The following is a 25,248-nucleotide window of genomic DNA, read 5'->3' as shown; positions in this document are numbered from 1 at the left end:
ATTATTTGAGCCGGGCCAGCGTCAGCGCCCCTCTGCTGAAATCGGTAAGGTTCTGGGCAAAGCCGGCAACCTGCGAATGGGGCAATGCCAGCGTGAGTGCGACGTGCTGCACGAAGTCACTTTGCAACAGTTGACCATGAAAGCGAATTATCATCCTCTCAATCTCAGCCAGCTGAGCATAGTCGCAGGTGAGGGAGAAGTTGAGCATCGGGACCTTCTGCTGACGCACCAACAGCTTTAACGCCTGCTGTACACCGCCGCCGTAGGCTTTGACCAGTCCACCCGTGCCAAGCTGGATGCCGCCATAGTAACGCACCACCACCGCGGTGATTTCGCCAATGTTGTTACCCATTAGCTGAGCAAGCATCGGTTTTCCCGCAGTCCCTGAAGGCTCACCATCATCTGAGAAGCCCAGCTGCTGGGAATCTGAGGGCGCGCCCGCAACCCAGGCCCAGCAGTGGTGTCGCGCGGCAGGATGGTCCCGCCTGGCCTGCTGCACGCAGGCGCGGGCGGCCTCTAACCCATCGGTATGGGTAATGAGGGTAATAAAACGGCTTTTCTTAATCTCCTCGCTAAAGCTTAAAGGCTCTGCGGGAATGTCATAGGCGTTCATCAGGCCAGTTTAAGATCGCGCGTCATATTTTCCACGTTATGCCGGTGAATCACGATGTTATCCTCAATACGGATACCGCCGTAGGGTTTCAGCGCATCAATACGCCCCCAGTCAAAGTGCTGACTGAACTTACCTTCACGCCAGGGTGCCAGCAGGGAGTCGATAAAATAGAGGCCGGGTTCAATGGTCACCACCATACGCGGCTCCATGATCCGCGTGCAGCGCAGCCAGGGATACTGGCGGGGAGCAGCGAGGTGCGTACCGGAATCATCCTGCATAAAGCCCGCAACGTCATGGACCTGAAGCCCAAGCGGATGACCAATGCCGTGCGGCATAAACGGCCCGGTCAGATCGTTAGCAACGATAGCCTCTTCGCTTAGCCCTTTGATCAGCTGATGCTTAACTAACAGTCTGGCGAGTCGCTGATGCATTTGCTGATGATATTCGGTGTAGCGCACGCCGGCTTTCATGGTGCCAATCAGCGCCAGCTCTTCGCTATTCATATCTTTAATCAGCTGGGCAAATTCACTGTCGCCGTGAGCGGCATAGGTTCGCGTCAAATCCGCCGCGTAGCCGTTGTATTCGGTGCCAGCATCGAGTAGAAAACTGCGCGACTGCTCGGGCGGCAAATGGTCGAGTTGGGTGTAGTGCAGAATGGACGCGTGCTCGTTTAGGGCAACAATATTGCCATAGGGAACGTCAATATCGCGATGCCCTGTCGCACTGAGATAGGCGACATTGATGTCAAACTCGCTCATGCCCGAAAGAAAAGCCTCTTTCGCCGCGCGATGTCCGGTTACGGCGCTTTTCTGTGCCTGACGCATGCAGTAGAGCTCATAATCGGTTTTGTAAGCACGGTGATAGTGCAGGAAATCAATCACGCCCTGCGGGTTGACCGATGCCGATTTAATGCCGATTTGCGAAGCGCGCTCCGGCACCGGGCCAATGTAGGCAACGTTCTGGCGCTGAGCGGGCAGTAGCTGATTAATATCGTCGGCATTTCTCAGCGCAACGATCTCCATCTCACTGGTCCAGAAACTTTGCGGCAGGGGTTCAACCTTATGCCAGTAGTCCACGGGAGAATAGAACCAAAGCTTAGGTTTGTTTACCCCGTCTATCCACAGCCAGCAGTGAGGTACCGACGTAACCGGCAGCCAGGCTTTAAACTGTGGGTTCACCTTAAAGGGGTAGGTATGGTCATCCAGGAAGACCGTTAACAGCTCTCCCGAGTGGATCAGCATGGCATCGAGTTCAAAACGTGCGAGCACCTGCTGGGCGCGGGTTTGCAGGACTTTTATATGATCATGATAAAGGTTTACCAACGTTTCCACAGCCTTCACTCCGTTATCGCGAAATTGATCGCATCTTAACACAGCCTGTTCCACGATGCCGTTTTGCCACGGCTGTGATCTTGTTTGCAAATAAGCAAACTCTCGTTTGCAAATAATTAACATCCCTTCCACACTCTCGATCATCTGGTATGACCAGATCCCCTTATCGCTGCTCAGGAGAAAGACATGCTCTACCAAGGCGACACCCTGACCCTAAACTGGCTGGAAGATGGCATCGCCGAGCTGGCGTTTGATGCGCCCGGTTCCGTCAATAAGCTGGATACCCGCACCGTTACCAGCCTTGGCGAGGCGATTACGGTGCTTGAAAACCAGTCGGAACTGAAAGCGCTCCTGCTGAGCACGCGCAAGCCCGCTTTTATTGTGGGTGCGGATATTACCGAGTTCCTGTCGCTGTTTGCCGCCCCCGCAGAGAAACTGACCGAATGGCTGAACGTCGCTAACGGCATATTTAACCGCCTGGAGGATCTGCCGGTTCCTACGCTTTCCGCCATCCGCGGCTACGCGCTGGGAGGAGGCTGTGAATGTGTGCTGGCAACGGATTTCCGCATTGCCACCGCGGACGCCCGCATTGGCCTGCCGGAAACCAAACTGGGCATCATGCCCGGCTTTGGCGGTTCGGTCAGGCTACCGCGCCTGCTGGGCGCTGACAGCGCGCTGGAAATTATCACCGCCGGGAAAGACGTTGACGCCGCGCGTGCGCTGGCGCTGGGGCTGGTCGATGCCGTAGTGAATGACGATAAATTACAGGACGCCGCGTTAGCTATTCTGCGCGACGCCATCGCGGGCAGGCAGGACTGGCGCGCGCGCCGTCAGCCTAAGCTTGCGAAGCTCAAGCTCAGCAAAACCGAAGCCACGATGAGCTTTAGCATTGCAAAAAGCCTGGTGCTGCAAACCGCCGGTAAACACTACCCCGCCCCGCTGACGGCGGTAAAAACGATTGAAGCTGCGGCTGGCCTGGGGCGTGATGAGGCACTCAGGCTGGAAACGCAGGCGTTTGTGCCGCTGGCGGGATCGAAGGAAGCCCGCGCGCTGGTCGGCATTTTCCTTAACGATCAGGCCGTCAAGGCGAAGGCGAAAAAGCTGACGCGCAATGTCGACACGCCAAAGCAGGCGGCGGTGCTGGGCGCAGGCATCATGGGCGGCGGCATTGCCTGGCAGTCTGCCTGGAAAGGCGTTCCGGTTACGATGAAGGATATCAATCCCACCTCCCTTGAACTGGGGATGAAAGAGGCGGGAAGATTATTGAATCAGCAGCTGACGCGCGGAAAGATCGACGGGATAAAACTGGCCCGCATACTGGGTACCATCCAGCCTGTTCTTCACTATGCCGACTTTGAGCGTGCCGATATCGTGGTTGAGGCGGTGGTGGAAAACCCTCAGGTTAAAGCCGCCGTGCTGGCCGAAACCGAAGGACATATTCGCCAGGACGCCATTATGGCCTCAAATACCTCCACCATTCCTATTAGCCAGCTGGCTAACGCGCTTCAGCGGCCAGAAAACTTCTGCGGTATGCATTTCTTTAACCCCGTTCACCGTATGCCACTGGTTGAGGTGATTCGCGGTGAAAAAACCGCCGAGGCCACGCTGGCCAAGGTCGTCGCCTGGGCCAGTAAGATGGGTAAAACGCCCATTATCGTTAATGACTGCCCTGGTTTCTTCGTCAACCGCGTGCTGTTCCCCTATTTTGCTGGCTTCAGCCTGCTGCTCCGCGACGGAGCGGACTACCGTCAGATTGATAAGGTGATGGAGAAACAGTTTGGCTGGCCAATGGGGCCGGCATGGTTACTGGACGTGGTCGGTATCGACACGGCGCACCATGCACAGCATGTCATGGCAGAAGGCTTTCCTGACCGGATGAGCAAAACGTATCGCGACGCGATTGATGTGCTGTTTGATGCCAAACGCTTTGGTCAGAAAAACCAGCTGGGTTTTTATCGTTGGGAAACTGACAGTCGGGGTAAGCAGAAGAAGATCGCCGATCCTGCGGCAGAAGCACTGCTGCGCAGCGTATGCCAGCCCACGCGCGTCTTTACCGACGAGGAAATTATCTCACGCATGATGATCCCGATGATTAATGAGGTTATTCGCTGCCTGGAGGAGAAAATTATTGCCTCTCCGGCTGAAGCGGATATCGCCCTGGTATACGGACTGGGATTTCCACCGTTCCACGGCGGCGTTTTTCGCTATCTCGACACGCTCGGCAGTGCATGCGTCATTGTTCAGGCGGAACAGCTTTCTCACCTTGGCGCACTGTATAACCCGCCTTTGGGCCTGGTTGACAAGGCCAGGAATAATGAGAGCTGGTATCCCCAGGCAGAATCACTCCACGACGCCGCGCTGAAAACGGCATAAGGATAGCAAAATGGAAAAAGTAGTCATTGTTGATGCCGTCCGTACGCCAATGGGGCGCTCTAAAGGCGGCGCGTATCGCCACGTCAGGGCGGAAGATCTCTCGGCCCATCTGATGCGAAGCCTGCTGAGCCGTAATCCCGCCCTACAGGCGGAAGATCTGGATGATATTTACTGGGGCTGCGTCCAGCAAACCCTGGAACAGGGGTTTAACATCGCGCGTAACGCTGCCCTGCTGGCAGAAATCCCCCACCGCGTCCCGGCTACCACGGTGAACCGTCTTTGTGGATCCTCAATGCAGGCCCTTCATGACGCGGCACGCGCCATTATGGTTGGCGATGCCACCGCCTGCCTGATTGGCGGCGTTGAACATATGGGCCACGTCCCCATGAGTCACGGCGTCGACTTTCATCCGGGCCTGAGTAAAACCGTCGCCAAAGCTGCGGGAATGATGGGGCTGACGGCCGAGATGCTGGCGCGCATGCATCATATCAGCCGGGAAATGCAGGATGCCTTTGCGGCCCGCTCACATCAGAGGGCCTGGAATGCCACGCAGGCGGGCCATTTTGCCAGTGAGATCGTCGCGACCAGCGGGCATGATGCTGAAGGTATACTGAAGCGTTATGATGCGGATGAGGTGATTCGTGCGGATACCACCGTGGCCGGTCTGGCTGCGTTGCGCCCTGCCTTTGATCCGGTTAACGGCACGGTAACGGCAGGCAGCTCATCTGCCCTGTCAGATGGCGCGGCAGCCATGCTGATCCTCAGTGAAACGCGTGCGCGGGAGCTGGGCCTGCAGCCGAGAGCCTGGATTAAATCAATGGCCGTGGTTGGATGCGATCCGTCAATCATGGGGTACGGGCCGGTTCCCGCTTCCAGGCTGGCGCTGAAACGGGCGGGTCTGAACGTCAGTGACATCGGCATTTTCGAGCTTAACGAAGCCTTTGCCGCGCAGACGCTACCCTGCATCAGGGATCTGGGATTAGAGGAAGTGCTGGATGATAAAGTGAATCTGAACGGCGGCGCTATCGCACTGGGTCATCCGCTTGGCTGTTCCGGTGCGCGGATCAGCACCACCCTGCTTAATCTGATGGAGCGTCGCGATGCGCAGTTTGGCCTGGCGACAATGTGTATTGGGTTGGGGCAAGGGATCGCGACGATCTTTGAAAGAGCCTGATAAGGGGAAGAACGCTACTGGCACGCCCTCAACCTTAATAGTAAGGCGAGGGCTTCACCAGAGATGCGGTCTTTACATAACGGCGAGGGCTTCGCCAGAGATGCGGCCTTTACATAAAGGCGAAGGCATCACCAAACATCCGGTCTTCTTTTGCAGCGCGTTCGGCACAGAAGCGTTCCCGGGCGATTTTGGCCATTTCAAAACGACCTGCAATATAAATATCCTGATCGGCAAGACTGCCATAATCATTCATTACTGCGGTTAAGACCGTTCCGTTACGCCCTTCCCAGCCAGCTTCAGGCTGCTCGACAACCGGGATGACTTTCAGATTGGGGTGTTTTACCGCCAGCGCGTCCAGTTCTTCCAGATCGTACAGGTGCTTGAGCTCACGTCCACCCCAGTAGAGGGCAATATGCCGGTCGGGGCGCTGTGATAGCGCAGTCAGCAGAATGGAGCGCGCATAGGAAAAGCCCGTGCCACCGGCGATAAGCACCAGAGGACGATCGCCCTCTTCGCGCAGCCAGGCGTCGCCGTGGGGAATATCCACGGTTATTTTCCGCTGTTCCTGAATACGCTCCATCACTGCCATGGCATAGAGATTCAGCTCCGACGCGCCGATATGCAGTTCAATAATGTCTTTTTCCATCGGCGTGGAGGCCAGCGAGAACGGGCGTTTATCGCGCTCATCCATCACGACCATCAAATACTGGCCCGCTTTGAAGCTGAAATCAGCTTCCGGCACCATACGAACTCGGTATACGGTATCGGTAATCGCCTCTACCGAGGTCACTTTACAGCTTAACGTTGTCATGCGTTCCCTCTGTCGGGTCGAATTCATTTGCCGGACGCAGCGTCGCGCGCAGGCCTGTCACTTAAAATGCCCAGTTCATCCCAGATCGCATCAATATGAGCGGTTACTGCGGGATCCTTTTGAATCGGACGTCCCCATTCACGCTGGGTTTCTCCCGGCCACTTGTTGGTTGCATCAAGTCCCATCTTAGAACCTAGCCCGGAAACCGGCGAGGCGAAATCCAGATAATCAATGGGCGTATTCTCTACCAGAACCATATCTCGTGCCGGATCCATACGCGTGGTAATGGCCCAGATAACATCATTCCAGTCGCGAGCGTTGACGTCATCATCGCAAACAATAACAAACTTGGTATACATAAACTGCCGCAGGAAAGACCAGACTCCCATCATTACCCGCTTGGCATGCCCCGCATACTGCTTTTTAATGGTTACCACTGCCAGGCGATATGAGCATCCCTCAGGAGGCAGGTAAAAATCAACAATTTCAGGAAACTGCTTTTGCAGAATGGGAACAAAGACTTCGTTCAGCGCCACACCCAGCACGGCGGGTTCATCGGGTGGACGTCCCGTATAGGTTGAATGATAGATGGCATCGCGGCGCTGTGTGATATGGGTTACGGTGAAAACCGGAAAATTATCTATTTCATTATAATAACCGGTGTGATCGCCATAGGGGCCTTCCGGGGCCAGTTCGCCCTGCTCAATGTATCCCTCCAGCACAATCTCAGCGCTGGCGGGGACTTCCAGGTCGTTGGAGATACACTTAACCACTTCGGATTTCGTGCCGCGAAGCAGCCCGGCAAAGGCATACTCGGATAGCGTGTCCGGAACCGGCGTAACGGCACCGAGAATGGTAGCGGGGTCGGCCCCCAGCGCGACGGAAACCGGGAAACGCTCACCGGGATGCTGCTGACACCACTCCTGAAAATCGAGCGCGCCGCCGCGATGAGAAAGCCAGCGCATAATCAGTTTGTTCTTGCCAATGACCTGCTGGCGATAGATACCCAGGTTTTGCCGTTCTTTATTTGGGCCGCGCGTTACCGTCAGCCCCCAGGTGATCAGCGGCGCCGCATCTTCAGGCCAGCACTTCATCACCGGGATCTGATGTAAATCCACCTCGTCGCCCTGCCAGATTTGCTGCTGACAGGGGGCATCCCGCAGGCGTTTGGTCGGCATATTCAACACCTGCTTCCACTGCGGCATTTTATCAAAGAAGTCACGGAAACCGCGCGGAGGCTCGGGCTCTTTCAGAAAGGCCAGCAGGCGTCCTACTTCACGCAGCGCCGAAACGCTCTCCTGTCCCATCCCCAATGCCACCCTTTCCGGCGTACCGAAAAGATTGCACAGTACCGGCATACTGTAGCCTTTGGGGTTTTCGAAGAGCAGCGCAGGCCCGCCCGCCCGCAGTGTGCGGTCGGCAATTTCAGTCATTTCCAGGCAGGGGTCGATCTCGTGTTTAATACGTTTCAGGTCCCCGCGTTGCTCAAGCAGTGACAGAAAATCGCGTAAGTCGTGGTATTTCATGACTTCTCATCATTTGGGTCAGTGAATTGGCCATTATAGGGATGATTCGGACGCTGTGCTGAGTTTTTCGAAGCCAATGCGAGGTCGCTCGTAGACAGCAAAGGGATTACATTTCCAACCGGCATCTGCATAAACAAATTCAACCACTATTCGCATCAACAAATATCAGTACCAGTTATTTCGACGTTATTCCGTTAATTTACAGGATTGCATAACAGGTTTGGGCCAGGCAGAATTTCGTTCAGGCCGCATCTCACCTTGAACCAGCTATGACTCTCGCGGCGAGTTTGGTATTCTTAGCGGCCTGATTATCAAAAAGTGACGTTATGGAATCCTGGTATTTACTTTACTGCAAACGTGGCCAGCTGCTTCGCGCAAAAGAACATCTTGAGCGCCAGGCGGTGCATTGTCTCAGCCCAATGATTGCACTAGAGAAATTGGTTCGCGGAAAGCGCACTCAGGTGAAAGAACCTCTGTTTCCTAACTATCTCTTTATTGAGTTCGACCCCGAGTCGATCCACACCACCACCATCAGCGCTACGCGGGGCGTCAGCCATTTTGTTCGCTTTGGTACGCAGCCCGCCACCGTGCCGCAGGATGTCATTACCGCGCTGGAGACGCAGCCCGCTGCCTGCCTGCTTGATCCTGACCTGCCGCTGCCGGGTGACATGGTGTTGATCACCGACGGTGCCTTTGAAGGACTCAAAGCCATCTTCACCGAACCCGACGGTGAGGCGCGATCAATGCTGCTGCTTAACCTGCTCAATAAGCAGATTGTACGCAGCGTGGACAATCTGCAATTCCAGAAGCTGTAACGCTTATCTGCTCCCTCAACGTATCGCGCTGACCGACCTTATGGCTCGCTAACTGACTCCGCTACTATCTGCCCCTTAAGGCCATCCAGCCCTACTCCGCCAGCCGGAATAACCGGCGCGCGTTGCGGTCACACTGCTGCCCCAGACTCTCCGCTTCTTCTCCCCTTAGCGCGGCAACCTGCTGCACTATATGAGGAAGAAAGCAGGGCTCATTGCGCCTTGAGGGGGGCCTGGGTCGCATATCGCGGGGTAGCAGCCAGGGCGCGTCCGTTTCCAGCAGCAACCTGTCGGCCGGAATTAACGGCATCAGGCTACGCAATTCTGTACCGCGCCGTTCATCACACACCCAACCGGTAATACCAATATAGAGGCCCGCCGCCAGACAGGCTTCAAGCTCTGACTGTGTCCCGGTAAAGCAGTGAACCACCGCACCGGGCAGCATTGGCAGCCATGGCGTCAATACGTCAAGAAAGCGGTCATGGGCTTCACGACAGTGGAGAAAAACCGGCATCGCCAGTTCAGCAGCGAGCTTCAGCTGCGCATTGAATGCATAAACCTGCTGCTCAGGCTCAGAAATATTGCGGTTGAAGTCCAGACCGCACTCGCCGATGGCCACCACCTGCTCACTCTCCGCCAGCCTTTTGAGCGTGGCAGCCGTTTCAGCAGACCATTCGGCGGCATGATGAGGATGGACACCGGCGGTAGACCAGCAGTAGCCGGGGCGGCGGGCGGCAAGGCTTTGTGCCTGCTGGCTTTCAAGTGCGTTGGTACCGGTCAGCAGCAGGCCAGTAATCCCCGCCTGTTGAGCACGTTTTACTACGCTGTCACGATCCTTCGCGAACTGGGTACTGGTCAGATTTACACCAATATCAAACATACCGTATTCCAAACGTAAACCGCCCTGACGGGCGGTTTACGAAATTGAGTTGAACGCAAGGCGTTGGATCAGAGCCTCTCTGTCACTCTGCTTCGTCCTCTTCCTGTAGATCGTCCCGGCGCCGTTTGCCCACGTAGAAGCGTGCGAAGAAAACGCCAATCTCGAACAGGCAGTACATCGGAATAGCCAGCAACGTTTGCGAGAAGACGTCAGGCGGCGTTAACAGCATCCCCACCACGAAGGCACCCACCAACACGTACGGGCGCTTTTTTTTCAAATCTTCCGGGGTCGTCAGACCGGTCCAGCAGATCAGGACGATAGCAATCGGCACCTCGAAAGAGACACCGAAGGCCATAAATAACGACATCACAAAATCGAGATAATTGTTGATGTCGGTGGCAATCAGTACGCCCTGCGGTGCCGTCTTGGCGAAAAAGCCAAAGGCCAGCGGAAAGACAATAAAATAGGCGAAAGCCATGCCGATATAGAATAGGAATGAACTGGAAAACAGCAGCGGCATAACCAGTTTGCGTTCATGACGGTAGAGCGCTGGCGCGATAAACGCCCAAATCTGATAGAGGATCACCGGTACGGCCAGGAAGACCGAGACGATAATCGTCAGTTTGATCGGGGTAAAAAACGGTGAAGCCACGTCGGTGGCAATCATACTGGCTCCAGCCGGCATCTGTTTGATCAGCGGGGCAGAGACCAGCTGATAGATATCGTTGGAAAACCAGGCCAGGCACATAAAAATGCCCAATACGGCAATAATACAGTTCAGCAGGCGCTTACGCAGTTCAATCAGATGACTGATAAGCGGTTGGGTATCTTCAACAGCCATGGTTATCGCTTATTGCCCGGTTGAGTGGTGGATGCAGGGGCACGGCTTGAGAGGTGAGGAGCATCGCCCGTCACTGCTGCCGTGGTTGCGGATGCCGCGCTGACGGGTGCAGGTGACTGAGCGGGCGCAGCGGCCTGTGCGGTCACCCCGACCGTTGATGCCGGTTGCACATAAACCTCCGGCTGCTCAGATGCCTGAACGGCAGCATCGTGCGCGGACTGAGCGTTGAACGCAGCCTCAGGCGCGACAGCAGGATGAGCGTTAGCCTCAGCCTGCTCGGGTGCCTGTGCGGGCGCGCTCACATGATGTTCGGCTTCTGCTGGCGTGACGCCTTCGTGCGCCGCTTCCGCGTTTTTCACCAGCGGATTATGAATGGTGTGAGCCACATCGTCGGCTTTTTCATTCTCGCCCAGGTAGGAACGTTTCATGGATTCAGCCGACTGCTTCAGCTCCTCCATCGAGGCCTTCAGCTCGGGAGTGAGGCTGTTCTTACTGGCCTCTTCCACTTTACGCAGGCTGTCCTGTAGCTCCTGTAGCTTAAGTTCCTGCGCCAGCTCATTTTGTACGCTGGATGCCATCGAACGAAGCGCGCGGATCCAGCCCACGACGGTTCTCACCGCCACAGGTAAACGCTGGGGACCCAGCACCACCAGCCCGATAACGAAAACCAGTATCAGTTCACTAAAGCCTATGTCGAACACGGATTATACCTTGTCGTTCTTAACGTCTTCTTTCTTCGCTTCCGTCTGCTGTTTGTCTGCCAGAGTGGCATTGAAATCAGCATCATGAGCATGATTTTTTTCTTTCTCTTTCTCGTCTTCATCACCCATGGCTTTCTTGAAGCCTTTGATGGAAGACCCGAGATCGGAACCCAGATTACGCAGTTTATTGGTACCAAACAGAAGAACTACGATGACGGCAATGATTAATAATTGCCAGATACTGATACCGCCCATAATTTTGCCTCAGATGAGTTGTAATGCCCGTTTTGCAGTATATAACAGCTACGGCCGCGGTGACGATGCGCTAACCCCCACGGCCGGGGCCTCTTTACCTTTCGTGACAATCAGTCGGTTCTGCGCCAGCCTATCAGCCAGCTCACCAGACCACCGGCGATCATTGCTGCGGAGAACAGATCCCAGTCAGGCCGGGTCAGTAAAACCGCCGTCCCGGCCAGCAGCAGCGTCGCGCCAATGCCGAAGAGATAGCGGGACTGGTTGTGCCTCACCCGCTCGCTTTTCAGATCGTTAGTGAGCTTATCAACGCTGTGCTGCAAATGTTTATGCTGGCGCAGGCTGTCGTAGAACAGCTCCGGTAGCTCAGGCAGCTTTTCCGCCCAGAAAGGCGCTTTCTCTTTCAACGCCCGGACGATGGCCGGAATGCCGATCTGATCTTTAATCCACTCTTCGAGGAAGGGCTTTGCCGTTTTCCACAGGTCGAGCTGGGGATAGAGCTGCCGCCCTACCCCTTCAACGTAGAGCAGCGTTTTTTGCAGCAGCACCAGCTGCGGCTGAACTTCCATATTGAAGCGGCGCGCGGTGTTGAACAGATTCAGTAACACGTGGCCGAAGGAGATTTCCGCCAGTGGCTTTTCAAAAATCGGCTCGCAGACGGTGCGAATCGCAAACTCAAAATCTTCGACGTTGGTATCGGGTGGAACCCAGCCGGAATCAACGTGAAGCTCGGCGACCTTACGATAATCGCGGTTGAAGAAGGCGATAAAGTTTTCCGCCAGATAGCGCTTATCCTCTTTGTTCAGCGACCCCACAATTCCACAGTCAATACCAATATACTGCGGGTCTTCAGGATGGTCATAGCTGACAAAGATATTGCCCGGATGCATATCCGCGTGGAAAAAGCTGTCGCGGAACACCTGGGTAAAGAACACCTGTACGCCCCGCTCTGCCAGCAGCTTCATATTAACGCCGTGCTGCTCAAGCGCCACGACATCCGAAATGGGAATACCGTAGATGCGCTCCATGACCATCATGTTTTCGCTACAGTAATCCGAGTAGACTTCCGGCACGTAGAGCATTTTGCTGCTGTCAAAATTGCGTCGCAGCTGAATCGCATTGGCCGCCTCACGCAGCAGATTAAGCTCGTCAATCAGCGTTTTTTCATAATCCGCCACCACTTCCTGCGGTCGCAGGCGTCGCCCGTCCGGCAGCAGTCGTGGAACCCAGCGTGCCATGCGGTTGATCAGCTTCATATCCGCTTTAATCACCGGCAGGATGTCCGGGCGAATCACCTTGATCACCACTTTTTGACCACTCTCCCGCAGCGTGGCGGTATGAACCTGAGCGATGGAGGCAGAGGCCAGCGGCGTAATGTCAAAATCGTCAAAATGGGTTTCAACCGGGCAGCCCAGCGAGACTTCAATCTGCTGCTTAGCCAGTACCCCATCAAACGGTGCCACGCGGTCCTGGAGCATTGCCAACTGGTCGGCAATTAGCGGCGGGAACAGATCGCGACGCGTGGACATCATCTGGCCAAGCTTGATCCATACCGGGCCAAGCTGCTCCATCGCCAGCCGCAGGCGTTCGCCAACCGGCTTATTTTTATGGCGGTTGGGGATCCAGAACAGGCATTTGCGCCAGAGGATCAGCGGAAGCGCCAGGCGGGTTTTTGGGATAAATTCGTCCAGACCGTAGCTCAGGAATACGCTGATGATAAAGTAAAGACGGCGGAGTTCTCCGAAACTCATTTGACCTCCAGCTTGTCGATACGCGCTTCCAGTGCCGCCAGAGAGCGCCCGACGGCGTCAACTTCTTCGGCAAACCAGGCAATCTCCAGCGCGCCGGGTGCCAGACGCCACTCTTCGGTCAGCGCCTGACCCAGATAACGTTGCTTACGCTGAATATCACCCTGGATAAATTGCAGGCCGCGACGGCCAAACTGGCTGATACCGTGAGCAGCAACATCGCCCATCCACGGCGACAGGTATTCAGCCGGATCAAGCTCAGCCAGATCGATAAGCGCCGAGAAGTGTTGCACCACCTGCAAATCGCCCTCTACTTCCAGCTCCCCGCTGCGGATCAGCCCGGTGAGCAGCTGACGGTTACGCAGCTTAGGCAACGTGGCAAGGCGCGTTTTCACCGTGCAATCCGGCGTATCACTCCATTCAGACAGCACATCAACCTGCTTCTCACTGAAGATAAAAATGAAGGGCTGCGTTATTTCAGCCAGCTCAATACGCAGGCTTTTGCCGGACAGGCGCTGGCGCGCCGCTTTCAGGCCACGGTCGCGATACAGTATCTTATTTAGCGCCGTTTCCAGCCCTGCGGTTAACAGCGGCGTTAAGGTCATTCGCTTTCCTGTTTAAAACTTGAATCCACGATGCAGTGCAACAATGCCACCGGTAAGATTATGGTAGGTGGTATTTTCAAAACCCACGTCCGCCATCATCTGCTTAAGCGTCTCCTGGTCCGGATGCATGCGGATGGACTCGGCTAAATAGCGATAGCTTCCGGCATCCTTCGCCACCAGCTCGCCAATGCGCGGCAGGATATGGAATGAGTATGCGTCATACGCTTTATTAAGCGGTTCCAGCACCGGTTTCGAGAACTCCAGCACCAGCAAGCGGCCACCCGGCTTTAGTACGCGGAACATCGACGCCAGCGCCTTCTCTTTTTCGGTCACGTTGCGCAGGCCAAAGGCGATGGTAATGCAGTCGAAATAGTTGTCCGGGAAAGGCAGCGCTTCCGCGTTGGCCTGGACGTAGCTGACGTTACCGATAATGCCGTTGTTACGCAGCTTTTCGCGGCCGACCTTTAGCATTGAGCTGTTGATATCCGCCAGCACCACCTCACCGGTGTCACCCACCAGACGCGAGAATTTCGCCGTCAGATCGCCCGTTCCACCCGCCAGATCCAGCACGCGCTGGCCCCTGCGCACGCCGCTACAGTCGATGGTGAATCGCTTCCAGATGCGGTGGATACCAAACGACATCAGATCGTTCATCAGGTCATATTTAGCCGCAACGGAGTGGAAAACGTCAGCGACCATTTCCTCTTTGTCGCTTTTCGCTACGGTACGGAAGCCGAAATGGGTGGTGTCCTTTGATTCATCTGCCATTTGTTTTGCCTGCTCTGCAATCAATTATCAATCAAGTGTATCAGAGTCCCGCAGGTCAGGCACGTTGCCTGGCCGCTTATTCACTTACGCCTGCTGCGGGATTAAAGCCCATCGCGGCTTCTGTTTCGATCGGCTCATCCGTTTCGTCATCACCGGGATCTTCAGGCGATTCCGGCATCGCCTGATCGACCAGACGGGGGTTGATTGGCCGCTTCACCTCCACCCCCAGATGACGAAAGCTTTCGGTCTGAGCGATCAGATTCCCTCGCCCTTCGGACAGCTTTTTCATTGCCTGGCGGTAGCTTTCATGCGCCTTATCCAGGCTCTGCCCCATCGACGTCATATCATCCACGAACAGCCGCATCTTGTCGTAAAGCTTCGCCGCGCGGTCGGCAATGCGCTGTGCATGGCGGCTCTGATGTTCATAGCGCCACAGGTTATTGATGGTGCGCAGCGCAACCAGCAGCGTGGTCGGGCTCACCAGCATGATGTTCTGATTGAGCGCCTCGTTAATCAGCTCCGGCTGGCGGTCAATGGCCAGCAGGAAAGCCGGTTCGATGGGGATAAACATCAACACATAATCGAGCGAGCGTAAACCGGGTAATTGTTGATAATCTTTTCGACTGAGCAGGCGCAGATGCCCGCGGATTGAGGTGATATGTTCCGTAATGGCGGCTTCGCGGGAGGCGTCATCCTCGCTGTTATAGTAGCGCTCGTAGGCCACCAGGGTCATTTTGGCATCAATCACCACGTCTTTACCCTGCGGCAGTCGGACGATGACATCGGGCTGCATCCTGGCATTTTGCTCCAGCTGGATATTGACCTGCGTCTCGTACTCATGCCCCTCACGCAGTCCCGAGGCTTCCAGCACCCGACTGAGCACCACTTCGCCCCAGTTACCCTGCGTTTTGTTATCGCCTTTCAGCGCGCGGGTAAGGTTGATCGCTTCCTGCGCCATTTGCGCATTAAGCTGTTGCAGGTTGCGGATCTCGTGGGAAAGCGTGTGGCGCTCGCGCGCTTCCTGGCCGAACCCCTCCTGCACCTGGCGACGGAACCCCTCCAGCTGTTCACGCAGCGGGGTGATCAGACCGTTCAGACTTTGTCGGTTCTGCTCGTCCACCCGGCGGCCACTGTGCTCAAAAATGCGGTTTGCCAGGTTCTCAAACTGGGCGTTAAGCCGCTGCTCGCTGTTAACCAGCAGGCGCTGCTTCTCTTCCGCAGCCATGCGCGTCTCTTCAAGACGGATAGTCATCTCTCTCAGTTCAACTTCCTGAGCGCTATTGACCTCCAGCTGATTACGCAGCTCCCGGCTGAGCTGCTCACTTTCATTACGCCAGTGTTCAAGGTGATGCAGTTTTTCCTGCGCAGCCGACAGCCCACCGTGTAGCTGGCGTAATTCTGCCTCAGACTGTTTTTGCGTTTGCTGCTGATTTTCAAGCTGCTGATGCAGGCGATCGCGCTCCTGTCGGAGCTGATCCGCCGCCTGCATCAGTAACTGCCGTTCGGTTTCCTGGCGGGAAAAGCGCTGCTCGCTCCGAAACCAGGCCAACAGCCAGCCTGCCAGCAGGCCAGCCAGCCCGATCCCTACGCTGTATATCGTTGTTGCATCCACAGGCGTCCTCCGTCCCGATCATGTCTGGAGGAAAAGGTAGAGGCGCACTGTATGAATGTCCAGACAAAACGTTACACCAGGCGGCGGGCTGCCTCAACAACGATACGTACGGCGTCGCTCTCGGTGCGCTTCATCGCTTCTGCATCAGGAATTTCCTGCTGCGTGCGGTTAACGATCACCCCGGCAACCATGCCTGCCCGCAGCCCCTGGCTGGCGCACATAGTCAGCAGCGTGGCGGACTCCATCTCATAGTTCAGCACGCCCATTTGCTGCCACTCTTTCAGCGAATGTTGGAAGCGGCTCACCACGCGGCCTGAAAAGGTGTCATAGCGTTCCTGACCGGGATAGAAGGTGTCAGACGAGGCGGTGATACCGATATGCGTTTTAGCACCGGCGGCCTTAGCGGCCTCCACCAGGGCGGTGGTGCAGCTGAAATCCGCCACGGCCGGGAATTCAAGCGGCGCAAAGTGCTGGCTGGCACCGTCCAGACGAACCGAACCGGTGGTGACCAGCACGTCGCCGACGTTGATATCTGGCTGAATAGCGCCGGTGGTACCTACGCGCAGAAACGTGCGCACGCCAAGCTGCGCCAGCTCTTCCACGGCAATAGAGGTTGAAGGCCCGCCAATACCCGTCGAGCAAACAACCACGGCTTTACCGTTAAGCTCTGCGCGCCAGGTGGTGAATTCACGGTGAGAAGCCAGGTGCACAGGGTTCTCCATCAGGGCGGCTATTTTTTTCACCCGCTCAGGATCGCCCGGCACAATCGCTAACGTTGCGCCCTGTAGGTCAGCCCGGGTAATACCGAGGTGGAAAACATCTGACTGCGCCATGTGATACTCCTGCTAGAGAAAAGGGATAGGTAACAATGCTGTACGATAAAAGAATGTCGCACCTATTTATGTGACTAATCTCACTACACATAATGAAAGTTACAGGAAAAATAACGATAAGAGTGATATATGTCGCATTTTAGGACTCTCCACCCCGTCAGGGAACCGATTGACCCTGTTGGCTCCGCGCTGCCAGTGTTAAAGAGAAGTAAAGCCCGGTCACCTGGTCTGGACGCAATCCTGGCTATAGTTAGCTGATTGCGCTAACGCATGCACGGAGAGGACAATGAAAACCGAAGATAATATGACTCAAAAATTGAGCAACAATGGGTTCACTCCCGCGGTATCGCCCACCGCTTCCACCACGATCCTGACCGACAGCGCCGATATCCTGTCCGGCGAAACCTCTGTTCCTACTCAGGGCGAAAATATGCCCGCCTTCCATGCCCGCCCCCGCCACGCAAAAGGTCCGCTTCCGGTCGTTTTGGTGGTTCAGGAAATTTTTGGCGTCCATGAGCATATTCGGGATATCTGTCGCCGTCTGGCGGTTGAGGGTTATCTGGCTATCGCGCCAGAACTCTATTTCCGTCAGGGGGATCCGTCAGAGTATAGCGACATTCCGACCCTGTTTTCCGAGCTGGTTAGCAAGGTGCCTGATACCCAGGTGCTGGCCGATCTTGACCATGTGGCAAACTGGGCATCACGCAACGGCGGTGATATGCGCAATATGGCGATTACCGGATTCTGCTGGGGCGGGCGTATTACCTGGCTTTATGCCGCGCATAACCCGCAGCTGAAAGCAGGCGTTGCCTGGTACGGCAAACTGGTGGGTGAAAAAACCCTGAAGCAGCAGAAGCATCCGGTCGATGTGGCCGTGGACCTTAACGCGCCGGTACTGGGACTGTACGGCGGCAAGGATGACGGGATCCCGCTTGAGAGCGTAGAAACCATGCGTCAGGCGCTGCGCGCGGCCAATGCGGACGCAGAGATTGTGGTTTACCCGGATGCCGGTCATGCCTTTAATGCCGATTACCGGCCCAGCTATCATCAGGAGTCAGCCAGAGACGGCTGGCAGCGGATGCTGGCCTGGTTCCGCCAGTACGGCGTGGAATAGGACAGTAAAGCCCCGGGGATCTCCCGATCCACGGGGCCTTAGCCATCGGCGACCTTTGTCGCGCTAAGTCGCAATCAGGCGTTAGCGTTCTGCCTTGCTAACGCTAACGCCCTGCTCATGCTTTAGCGTTGCGCAGGTTCTGCGCCGCCTTAACCATATTCGCCAGCGCCTGGCGGGTTTCGGTCCAGCCTCGGGTTTTCAGGCCACAATCCGGATTCACCCACAGGCGTTCGGTTGGAATACGCTTTGCGGCTTTCAGCAGCAGCGACTCAATGCCTTCCACGTCAGGCACGTTCGGGGAGTGAATATCGTAAACGCCCGGACCAATTTCGTTCGGATAGTCAAACTCTTCAAATGATTCCAGCAGTTCCATGTCAGAGCGTGAGGTTTCAATGGTGATCACGTCCGCATCCAGCGCCGCGATGGAGTCCATGATGTCATTGAACTCGCAGTAGCACATATGCGTGTGGATCTGCGTATCATCCTGCGCCACCGCGGCGTTCAGGCGAAAGGCGTCCACGGCCCACGCCAGATACGCGGCCCAGTCAGACTGGCGCAGCGGCAGACCTTCCCGCAGCGCAGGCTCATCAATCTGAATAATGCCGATACCCGCTTTCTCCAAATCTTCCACTTCGTCACGCAGCGCCAGCGCAATCTGTTTGGCAATGGTCTCGCGGGAAACATCCTCACGTGGGAAAGACCAGCAAAGAATGGTTACCGGGCCGGTAAGCATGCCTTTGACTGGCTTATCCGTCAGGGACTGCGCGTACTTCGCCCACTCCACGGTAATGGGGTGTGGGCGGCTGATATCACCAATAATCACCGGCGGCTTAACGCAGCGGGAACCATAGCTCTGGACCCAGCCATTTTGAGTGAAGGCGAAGCCATCCAGGTTTTCACCGAAATACTCCACCATATCGTTACGCTCGGCTTCGCCGTGCACCAGCACGTCCAGACCTAAACTTTCCTGCTCCTTAATCGCCTGTTTGATATGTTCAGCGATACCGGTGCGGTAGTGGCTACCGTCCAGGCGACCCTGCCTGAAGTCCAGTCGCAGGCTGCGGATCTCGGTGGTCTGCGGGAATGAACCAATCGTCGTGGTAGGCCAGGTCGGCAGCTGGAAACGAGCACGCTGGGCTGTGGCGCGCGTTTGATAACCGCTGTGACGCTGGCTGTCTTCAGCCGTAATGCCCGCCAGGCGTTTACCCACCGTCGCATTATGCACCCGGGTAGAGTGATGACGCGCGCGAACCGGCGCGCTCCAGGCTTCCAGTGACTGCGGATCGTTATTATTCAGCGCCTTGCTTAACAGTGACAGCTCGGCGCATTTTTGCAGGGCAAAGGCGAACCAGCTTTTCACTTCCTCATCCAGACGGGTTTCCGTGCTCAAATCGATGGGACTGTGCAACAGTGAGCAGGATGAACCAATCCACAGCTGATTGCGCTGGCCGATCAGCGGCTGCAAACGTTCAAACCAGCTGCTGAGATCGGCACGCCAGACGTTACGGCCATTAATGACCCCGACAGAGAGCAGCCAGTCGGCTGGGATCTGGCTATTCAGCTGTGCGATATCATCCTTGCCGTGCACCAGGTCGACGTGTAAACCCTGTACCGGCAGCGCGCGGATAGTCTCAATGTTGGTTCCCGCACTGTCGAAATAGGTGGTCAGCAACAGTTTGGTTTTGCCCTGCAAAGCATCAAAAGCCGGTTTGAATGCGTTCAGCCACGCCTGTGGCAGCTCCAGAACCAGCGCAGGCTCATCGATCTGTACCCATTCGATACCGCGTTTTGCCAGCCCGGCCAGCACCTGCTGGTAAACCGGCAGGATGTCCTTCAGCAGGCTCAGGCGATCAAACTGCTCACCCTTCACTTTCCCCAGCCAGAGATAGGTTACCGGCCCCAGCAGAACGGGTTTCACTTTATGGCCCAGTGCCAGCGCTTCGTCGACTTCGTCGAGGATCTGCGTCCAGCTCAGTTTGAACTGCTGGCCCTTAGTGAACTCAGGCACGATATAGTGGTAGTTGGTATTGAACCATTTGGTCATTTCGGCAGCGGCGGCAGGCTCACCGCCGGGCGCGCGGCCGCGACCCAGCCGGAACAGCGTATCGAGATCGATCGAGCCGTCTTTATTCTGATGGCGAGCCGGTACGTTGCCTAACAGCAGGCTGGTGGTCAGCACATGATCGTACCAGGCAAAATCACCCACCGGGAGCAGGTCCACGCCCGCTTCCTGCTGCTGCTGCCAGTGACGGGCGCGCAGCTCACGGCCAACGGCCAGTAATTCTTGCTGGGTGCTGTTGCCTGCCCAGTAGCTTTCCTGGGCTTTTTTCAGTTCGCGACGCAGACCGACGCGAGGGAATCCGAGTGTATGGTTAAGAATGGTCATCAGTAGTTTCCTCGTTTGCCGCCCGTTGTCGCTGCAATCAGGCTTTTAGACGTCCAGATGTTTACACATCTATAATCCGCAGGTACTGTAGTCACCACAAGCGCAAAATGTTCACTGTGGATGTGAAGGACTCTCATGATCGAACTCAAACACCTGCGAACGCTCCAGGCACTACGAACGACAGGTTCGCTGGCCGCAGCGGCAGCACAGCTTCATCAAACACAATCCGCCCTGTCACATCAGTTCAGTGATTTGGAACAGCGGCTGGGGTTTCGTTTATTCGTGCGAAAAAGTCAGCCGCTGCGCTTTACGCCGCAGGGAGAGATCCTGCTCAATCTGGCTGAACAGGTCCTGCCACAGATCCAACAGGCGCTACAGGCCTGCCACGAGCCGCATCAGACCACGCTGCGTATTGCGATTGAATGTCACAGCTGCATTCAGTGGCTTACCCCGGCGCTGAACAACTTTCGCCAGAACTGGCCGCAGGTGGTAATGGATTTCAAATCGGGGGTGACCTTCGACCCGCAGCCGGCCCTGCAGCAGGGGGAGCTGGATCTGGTGCTGACATCGGATATTCTGCCGCGCAGCGGCCTGTTCTACTCGCCGATGTTTGATTTTGAAGTCCGTCTGGTAATCTCTCCCGATCACCCTCTCGCCCGGCGTGAACATATTTCACCTGAAGACCTCGCGAATGAGGTGTTGATGATCTACCCGGTCCAGCGCCAGCGACTGGATATCTGGCGCCATTTTCTTCAGCCCGCCGGTATCAGTCCGGCCCTGAAAAGCGTGGACAATACGCTGTTACTGATCCAGATGGTGTCTGCAGGAATGGGTATTGCCGCGCTGCCGCACTGGGTGGTGGAGAGTTTTGAACATCAGGGCCTGGTGGTGACCAAAACCCTGGGTGAAGGTCTCTGGAGCCGCTTATATGCGGCGGTCAGGGACGGTGAGCAGCGTCAGCCGGTTGTGGAGGCGTTTATTCGATCGGCTCGCCAGCACGCCTGCGATAACCTGCCGCGCGTGAAGGATGCCTCCCTTCCCGGCACGCCCCTGCCCCAGTCGAATATCTCATCCTGAGTACCTTTAGCCGGTCACTGACCGGCCGAATAGGGCGTAAGCGCCGCGCCTGATGAACCCATCCTGTTAACGCCCTGCTGGCGTTTTTCCTGTTTCTGCTGCCATTTGTCTCTATAATGCGCCCAACAGCTTTTGTTCCCTGATGAGATTGCTATGACAAATAACGACGTTCTGCGCAGCGTGCGCTACATGCTGAATTTAAGCGATGCCCAGGTAGTCAGCATTCTGGCGCTGGCAGAAAGTGAAGTGGCCGAAGCTGAAGTAAACAGCTTCCTGAAAAAAGATGACGACGCGGGCTTCCGCGCCTGCCCGGATGTCATTATGGGCTATTTTCTCAACGGGCTGATTTTCTCCCGTCGCGGCAAGAGTGAAGAGGCCCCTGCGCCCTCTATTGAGCGGAAGATGACCAATAACATCATCATGAAAAAGCTCCGGGTCGCGTTCGATTTAAAAACAACCGATATTCTTGAGATATTAAAACTGGCTGACTTTGCGGTCGGACAATCGGAAATCGGGGCGATTTTCCGCAAACCGGGGCATAAAAACTACCGTGAGTGCGGCGACCAGATTCTGCGAAACTTTTTAAAGGGTTTAACGAAGAAAATTCGTCCGGCAGCGAAGTAAATCTCGCGCCGCCGCGTGGGCAGCGTCACACTGCTCACGCCGGTTAACACTGACCGCCTTTTTCCCTCTCCCTTTCAGTCCCCGCCCCCTTTTATGCTTCATATTTACACCCACTTAAAAGATATAACTATTTGGATTAAATACTATTTTATCCTGGCTCTTACTCTCATAACATTACCGCTCACCCAGTAGGGTGGATACGCTAATTTTTTATATCAAGGATTGAGGTAATAACTATGCGAGTTTTAAGCAGCACTGAAGTAGCAACCGTCAGCGGCGCAGGTAAAGTTCAGGAAAAAATGTCCGGAATATTTGGTTCATTTTTCTCAGATATCTTTAATACGCTGACCTGTGCAGCCGATCTGGGTTATACCGAACAGCAGTTCACTGAGGCAGGTAAAGATCTTGGCGGCCGTATTGGTGCCAGTATTGAAGGAAAGCTAAGCAAAATCGCTGACTGTATCAGTAAACTGATCAAATAATAAAAACGCAGTCTTTCACCGGGGAAGGTGACTCTTTCCCCGGCTTTATCAGGCCACGCTTCACGCTATCCTTTATTAACAATCCACTTTTTATGTACCCAGAGCGACAGGCAAATGACTGCGGCACCGATCAGAAAACTCGGCCAGTGCGGCTGCCTTTGCCAGATAGCAAGATTAACCAACAGCCCGGCTGGTACATGCATATTGTTCATTATCCCCAGCGTCCCGGCGTCAACCTGAGTGGCACCATAGTTCCACATAAAGTAGCCGAGGCCAGAAGCCACCACGCCCAGCCAGATGAGTATTCCCCACTGGAATGACGTCGTGGGAAGCCGGTGCGGATTACCCCAGAGAAACCAGGCCACAACGGCGACAGCGGCCGCGCCCAGATAGAACCAGGAGAACGCGGTATGCTGCGGCACGGGCCGAACTTCCTGTAGACGCTTGTACCCCACCAGGCCAATCGCAAAGCAGATATTCGCCAGCTGGACCAGCAGCAGGCCGAACCAGAAATGGTCACTTATTTTGTCGTAGCGAATAATGGCCGCGCCCACCACCGCCAGCAGGGCGCTAAACAGGTAGCCCGCACGTATGCCACGCCCCCTTAGCAAATCGTAAATCAACGTCACCCAAAGAGGAGTAAGTACGGTAAACAGCAGAAAGTCCGATACGCTGAGATAGAGAAAAGCCTGGAAGCTGATCAGATACATAATGCCCAGCTGCATCGCGCCTACCGCCATATACAGCAGGATGGTTGAAATCCGGTGGCCGCGAAAACGTAAAAAGGGCAGGAAAACGACTGCCGCGAGCAGCAGGCGGATCAGCACGGAGAATACGCTATCAACCTGCCCCGCCAGATACTCGCCTATCAGGCTGAAAGAAAAGGCCCACAGGACTGTGGTGACAATCAGTAACGTCACAATGATTCACTCGGCAGTAAAAGGGGCCGTAGTGTAGCGAAAACTCAGGGATCACAGGAAAATATTTGGTTTACAACTGAGCATTAACCAACCGAAAAATCCATAGACTCTTTGCGCTCATAAAATGTTCATAAACGAGCAGCCTGTCAGGCGCTCGCCTTTTTTCTGTGACTGATATCACTTTTTTGCCTCATCAGAACCTTCTGAACAAGTGACAACAGACACATAAAACATCTATTTGACATAAAATTGTAACATTTGCGCCCTTCTTCACGGTTCGCTTAGCCCCTCTCCCCTATCCTTTGCGCGATATGGAACATTGGGTCGTACGGAAGTTTCGACCGTTCCCGCCAGGCGCCTCAGGGCGTCAAAAAATAGATAAACCGCGCCATTGGAGGCCAAATGCTAAGTATTTTTAAGCCAGCTGCGCACCAGCCACGGGTAGATAAGAAGCAAATTGATCCGCTATACCGCAAACTGCGCTGGCAAATTTTCCTGGGAATTTTCTTCGGCTATGCCGCCTATTATCTGGTACGTAAGAACTTTGCGCTGGCAATGCCTTATCTGGTCGATCAGGGCTTCTCGCGCGGCGATCTGGGTTTCGCCCTGTCAGGCATCTCCATTGCCTACGGCATCTCAAAATTCATCATGGGGTCCGTCTCTGACCGTTCCAATCCGCGCGTTTTCCTGCCTGCGGGGCTAATCCTGGCCGCCGCCGTCATGCTGTTTATGGGATTTGTCCCCTGGGCCACCTCCAGCATTATGGTCATGTTTGTGCTGCTGTTTCTCTGTGGCTGGTTCCAGGGAATGGGATGGCCGCCGTGCGGAAGGACCATGGTGCACTGGTGGTCACAGAAGGAGCGCGGGAGAGTGGTTTCCGTCTGGAACTGCGCCCACAACGTCGGTGGCGGTATTCCGCCTCTGCTCTTTCTGTTGGGGATGGCCTGGTTTAACGACTGGAAAGCGGCACTCTATATGCCAGCATTCGGCGCCATCGTCATTGCGATTTTTGCCTTTGCCCTGATGCGCGATACGCCTCAGTCCTGCGGGCTGCCGCCGGTGGAAGAGTACAAAAACGACTATCCCCCTGACTACAACGAAAAGCAGGAGCAGGAGCTGACCGCCCGGCAAATTTTTATGCAGTACATTCTGCCTAACAAACTGCTGTGGTACATCGCGCTGGCGAACGTATTCGTCTATCTGCTGCGTTACGGCATTCTCGACTGGTCGCCCACCTACCTGAAAGAGGTGAAGCATTTCGCCCTGGATAAGTCCTCATGGGCCTATTTTCTCTATGAGTATGCCGGGATCCCTGGCACGCTGCTGTGCGGCTGGATGTCAGACAAAGTCTTTAAAGGGAACCGTGGCGCGACCGGCGTATTTTTTATGGTGCTGGTGACCATTGCCACCGTGGTGTACTGGATGAACCCGGCCGGTAATCCGGGCATTGATATGGCCTGCATGATTATCATTGGCTTCCTGATTTACGGCCCCGTCATGCTAATCGGACTCCATGCGCTGGAGCTGGCACCGAAGAAAGCGGCGGGCACCGCAGCCGGCTTCACCGGCCTGTTTGGCTACCTTGGCGGGTCGGTCGCGGCCAGCGCCATTGTGGGCTACACGGTAGATTACTTCGGCTGGAATGGCGGGTTTATCATTATGGTGGGCGGCTGTGTGATGGCGGTACTTCTGCTGGTGCTGACCATGCTCAGTGAAAAAAAACACAAACAGCAGCTCAGCCAGGCTGACTAACAGCAAAAGGAGA

At 55.5% G+C, this 25,248-nt stretch carries 23 protein-coding genes; 8 read left to right on the top strand and 15 right to left on the bottom strand.

Annotation, left to right across the window (positions count from 1 at the left end; translation table 11 throughout):
- Position 1: 1 nt before the first annotated feature.
- Together AAGR22_RS01205 and pepQ are read right to left on the bottom strand one after the other, a co-directional pair.
- Positions 2-613, bottom strand: a complete 612-nt coding sequence (locus AAGR22_RS01205; protein ID WP_345829821.1) for an IMPACT family protein — start codon at positions 611-613, stop codon at positions 2-4.
- The gene (gene pepQ, locus AAGR22_RS01200; protein ID WP_345829819.1) at positions 613-1,944 is read right to left on the bottom strand and encodes a Xaa-Pro dipeptidase; all 1,332 of its coding nucleotides are present in this window, start codon (positions 1,942-1,944) and stop codon (positions 613-615) included. Before pepQ ends, AAGR22_RS01205 begins: the two co-directional genes overlap by 1 nt.
- A 186-nt stretch (positions 1,945-2,130) precedes the next feature.
- On the opposite strand from pepQ, the gene fadB reads away from it, so the two are divergent.
- Both fadB and fadA read left to right on the top strand, forming a co-directional pair.
- Positions 2,131-4,317, top strand: coding sequence for a fatty acid oxidation complex subunit alpha FadB (gene fadB, locus AAGR22_RS01195; RefSeq protein ID WP_345829818.1), 2,187 nt, complete (start codon positions 2,131-2,133; stop codon positions 4,315-4,317).
- Positions 4,318-4,327: 10 nt separating this feature from the next.
- Positions 4,328-5,491, top strand: coding sequence for an acetyl-CoA C-acyltransferase FadA (gene fadA, locus AAGR22_RS01190; RefSeq protein WP_345829816.1), 1,164 nt, complete (start codon positions 4,328-4,330; stop codon positions 5,489-5,491).
- Between the two features lie 109 nt (positions 5,492-5,600).
- Here the strand turns inward: fadA and fre are convergent, their stop codons facing one another.
- Together fre and ubiD are read right to left on the bottom strand one after the other, a co-directional pair.
- Positions 5,601-6,302: an NAD(P)H-flavin reductase gene (fre, locus tag AAGR22_RS01185; protein ID WP_345829815.1), complete on the bottom strand. Its 702-nt coding sequence runs from the start codon at positions 6,300-6,302 to the stop codon at positions 5,601-5,603.
- 23 nt (positions 6,303-6,325) lie between these two features.
- Entirely contained in the window at positions 6,326-7,828 is a 1,503-nt protein-coding gene (gene ubiD / locus AAGR22_RS01180) for a 4-hydroxy-3-polyprenylbenzoate decarboxylase (RefSeq protein ID WP_345829813.1), read from the bottom strand.
- 326 nt (positions 7,829-8,154) lie between these two features.
- Here ubiD and rfaH point away from each other — a divergent pair, with 326 nt between their 5' ends.
- Positions 8,155-8,643, top strand: a complete 489-nt coding sequence (gene rfaH, locus AAGR22_RS01175; RefSeq protein ID WP_067709806.1) for a transcription/translation regulatory transformer protein RfaH — start codon at positions 8,155-8,157, stop codon at positions 8,641-8,643.
- Between the two features lie 91 nt (positions 8,644-8,734).
- On the opposite strand, the gene tatD is transcribed toward rfaH, so the two are convergent.
- The 9 genes from tatD to udp form a co-directional block, all read right to left on the bottom strand.
- The gene (gene tatD, locus AAGR22_RS01170) at positions 8,735-9,520 is read right to left on the bottom strand and encodes a 3'-5' ssDNA/RNA exonuclease TatD (protein WP_067709804.1); all 786 of its coding nucleotides are present in this window, start codon (positions 9,518-9,520) and stop codon (positions 8,735-8,737) included.
- 82 nt (positions 9,521-9,602) lie between these two features.
- Positions 9,603-10,361 carry a Sec-independent protein translocase subunit TatC gene (gene tatC / locus AAGR22_RS01165; protein ID WP_067709801.1) on the bottom strand — a complete coding sequence of 253 codons (759 nt, stop codon included), beginning with the start codon at positions 10,359-10,361 and terminating at the stop codon, positions 9,603-9,605.
- A gap of 2 nt (positions 10,362-10,363) precedes the next feature.
- Positions 10,364-11,062 (bottom strand): Sec-independent protein translocase protein TatB, encoded by a 699-nt coding sequence (tatB, locus tag AAGR22_RS01160; protein ID WP_345829810.1) that lies wholly within the window; start codon positions 11,060-11,062, stop codon positions 10,364-10,366.
- 3 nt (positions 11,063-11,065) lie between these two features.
- Entirely contained in the window at positions 11,066-11,317 is a 252-nt protein-coding gene (tatA, locus tag AAGR22_RS01155; protein ID WP_067709797.1) for a Sec-independent protein translocase subunit TatA, read from the bottom strand.
- A gap of 110 nt (positions 11,318-11,427) precedes the next feature.
- A complete protein-coding gene (gene ubiB / locus AAGR22_RS01150) occupies positions 11,428-13,065 on the bottom strand; it encodes a ubiquinone biosynthesis regulatory protein kinase UbiB (RefSeq protein ID WP_067709794.1) in 1,638 nt (545 codons plus the stop codon).
- Complete coding sequence (locus AAGR22_RS01145; RefSeq protein ID WP_067709792.1) at positions 13,062-13,667, bottom strand: SCP2 domain-containing protein; 606 nt, start codon at positions 13,665-13,667, stop codon at positions 13,062-13,064. The genes ubiB and AAGR22_RS01145 overlap by 4 nt, the downstream gene beginning before the upstream one ends.
- 12 nt (positions 13,668-13,679) lie before the next feature.
- On the bottom strand, positions 13,680-14,435 hold the full coding sequence (gene ubiE / locus AAGR22_RS01140; protein ID WP_067709789.1) for a bifunctional demethylmenaquinone methyltransferase/2-methoxy-6-polyprenyl-1,4-benzoquinol methylase UbiE: 756 nt from the start codon (positions 14,433-14,435) through the stop codon (positions 13,680-13,682).
- 76 nt (positions 14,436-14,511) lie between these two features.
- The gene (rmuC, locus tag AAGR22_RS01135; RefSeq protein ID WP_345829806.1) at positions 14,512-16,047 is read right to left on the bottom strand and encodes a DNA recombination protein RmuC; all 1,536 of its coding nucleotides are present in this window, start codon (positions 16,045-16,047) and stop codon (positions 14,512-14,514) included.
- Positions 16,048-16,118: 71 nt separating this feature from the next.
- Positions 16,119-16,880, bottom strand: a complete 762-nt coding sequence (udp, locus tag AAGR22_RS01130; RefSeq protein WP_067709785.1) for a uridine phosphorylase — start codon at positions 16,878-16,880, stop codon at positions 16,119-16,121.
- A 286-nt stretch (positions 16,881-17,166) separates the two neighbouring features.
- On the opposite strand from udp, the gene AAGR22_RS01125 reads away from it, so the two are divergent.
- Positions 17,167-17,994 (top strand): dienelactone hydrolase family protein, encoded by an 828-nt coding sequence (locus tag AAGR22_RS01125; RefSeq protein WP_067709782.1) that lies wholly within the window; start codon positions 17,167-17,169, stop codon positions 17,992-17,994.
- Between the two features lie 115 nt (positions 17,995-18,109).
- On the opposite strand, the gene metE is transcribed toward AAGR22_RS01125, so the two are convergent.
- Positions 18,110-20,380 (bottom strand): 5-methyltetrahydropteroyltriglutamate--homocysteine S-methyltransferase, encoded by a 2,271-nt coding sequence (metE, locus tag AAGR22_RS01120; RefSeq protein WP_345829804.1) that lies wholly within the window; start codon positions 20,378-20,380, stop codon positions 18,110-18,112.
- A gap of 135 nt (positions 20,381-20,515) precedes the next feature.
- Here metE and metR point away from each other — a divergent pair, with 135 nt between their 5' ends.
- The 3 genes from metR to AAGR22_RS01105 all read left to right on the top strand — a co-directional run bounded on the left by metR (position 20,516) and on the right by AAGR22_RS01105 (position 22,563).
- Entirely contained in the window at positions 20,516-21,457 is a 942-nt protein-coding gene (metR, locus tag AAGR22_RS01115; protein ID WP_067709777.1) for an HTH-type transcriptional regulator MetR, read from the top strand.
- A 153-nt stretch (positions 21,458-21,610) separates the two neighbouring features.
- Complete coding sequence (locus AAGR22_RS01110; RefSeq protein ID WP_345829802.1) at positions 21,611-22,081, top strand: DUF1456 family protein; 471 nt, start codon at positions 21,611-21,613, stop codon at positions 22,079-22,081.
- Positions 22,082-22,317: 236 nt separating this feature from the next.
- Positions 22,318-22,563 carry a hypothetical protein gene (locus tag AAGR22_RS01105; RefSeq protein ID WP_345829800.1) on the top strand — a complete coding sequence of 82 codons (246 nt, stop codon included), beginning with the start codon at positions 22,318-22,320 and terminating at the stop codon, positions 22,561-22,563.
- A gap of 65 nt (positions 22,564-22,628) precedes the next feature.
- Here AAGR22_RS01105 and AAGR22_RS01100 read toward each other — a convergent pair whose 3' ends face one another.
- Positions 22,629-23,483, bottom strand: a complete 855-nt coding sequence (locus AAGR22_RS01100) for a carboxylate/amino acid/amine transporter (protein ID WP_345829798.1) — start codon at positions 23,481-23,483, stop codon at positions 22,629-22,631.
- A gap of 402 nt (positions 23,484-23,885) precedes the next feature.
- Between AAGR22_RS01100 and glpT the strand changes: the two genes are divergently transcribed.
- Positions 23,886-25,235 carry a glycerol-3-phosphate transporter gene (glpT, locus tag AAGR22_RS01095; RefSeq protein ID WP_067709767.1) on the top strand — a complete coding sequence of 450 codons (1,350 nt, stop codon included), beginning with the start codon at positions 23,886-23,888 and terminating at the stop codon, positions 25,233-25,235.
- The last annotated feature ends 13 nt before the right edge of the window (positions 25,236-25,248 follow it).

This window comes from Erwinia sp. HDF1-3R, assembly GCF_039621855.1.
Classification (GTDB): Bacteria; Pseudomonadota; Gammaproteobacteria; order Enterobacterales; family Enterobacteriaceae; genus Erwinia.
This window is presented reverse-complemented; position numbering and strand designations above follow the sequence as displayed.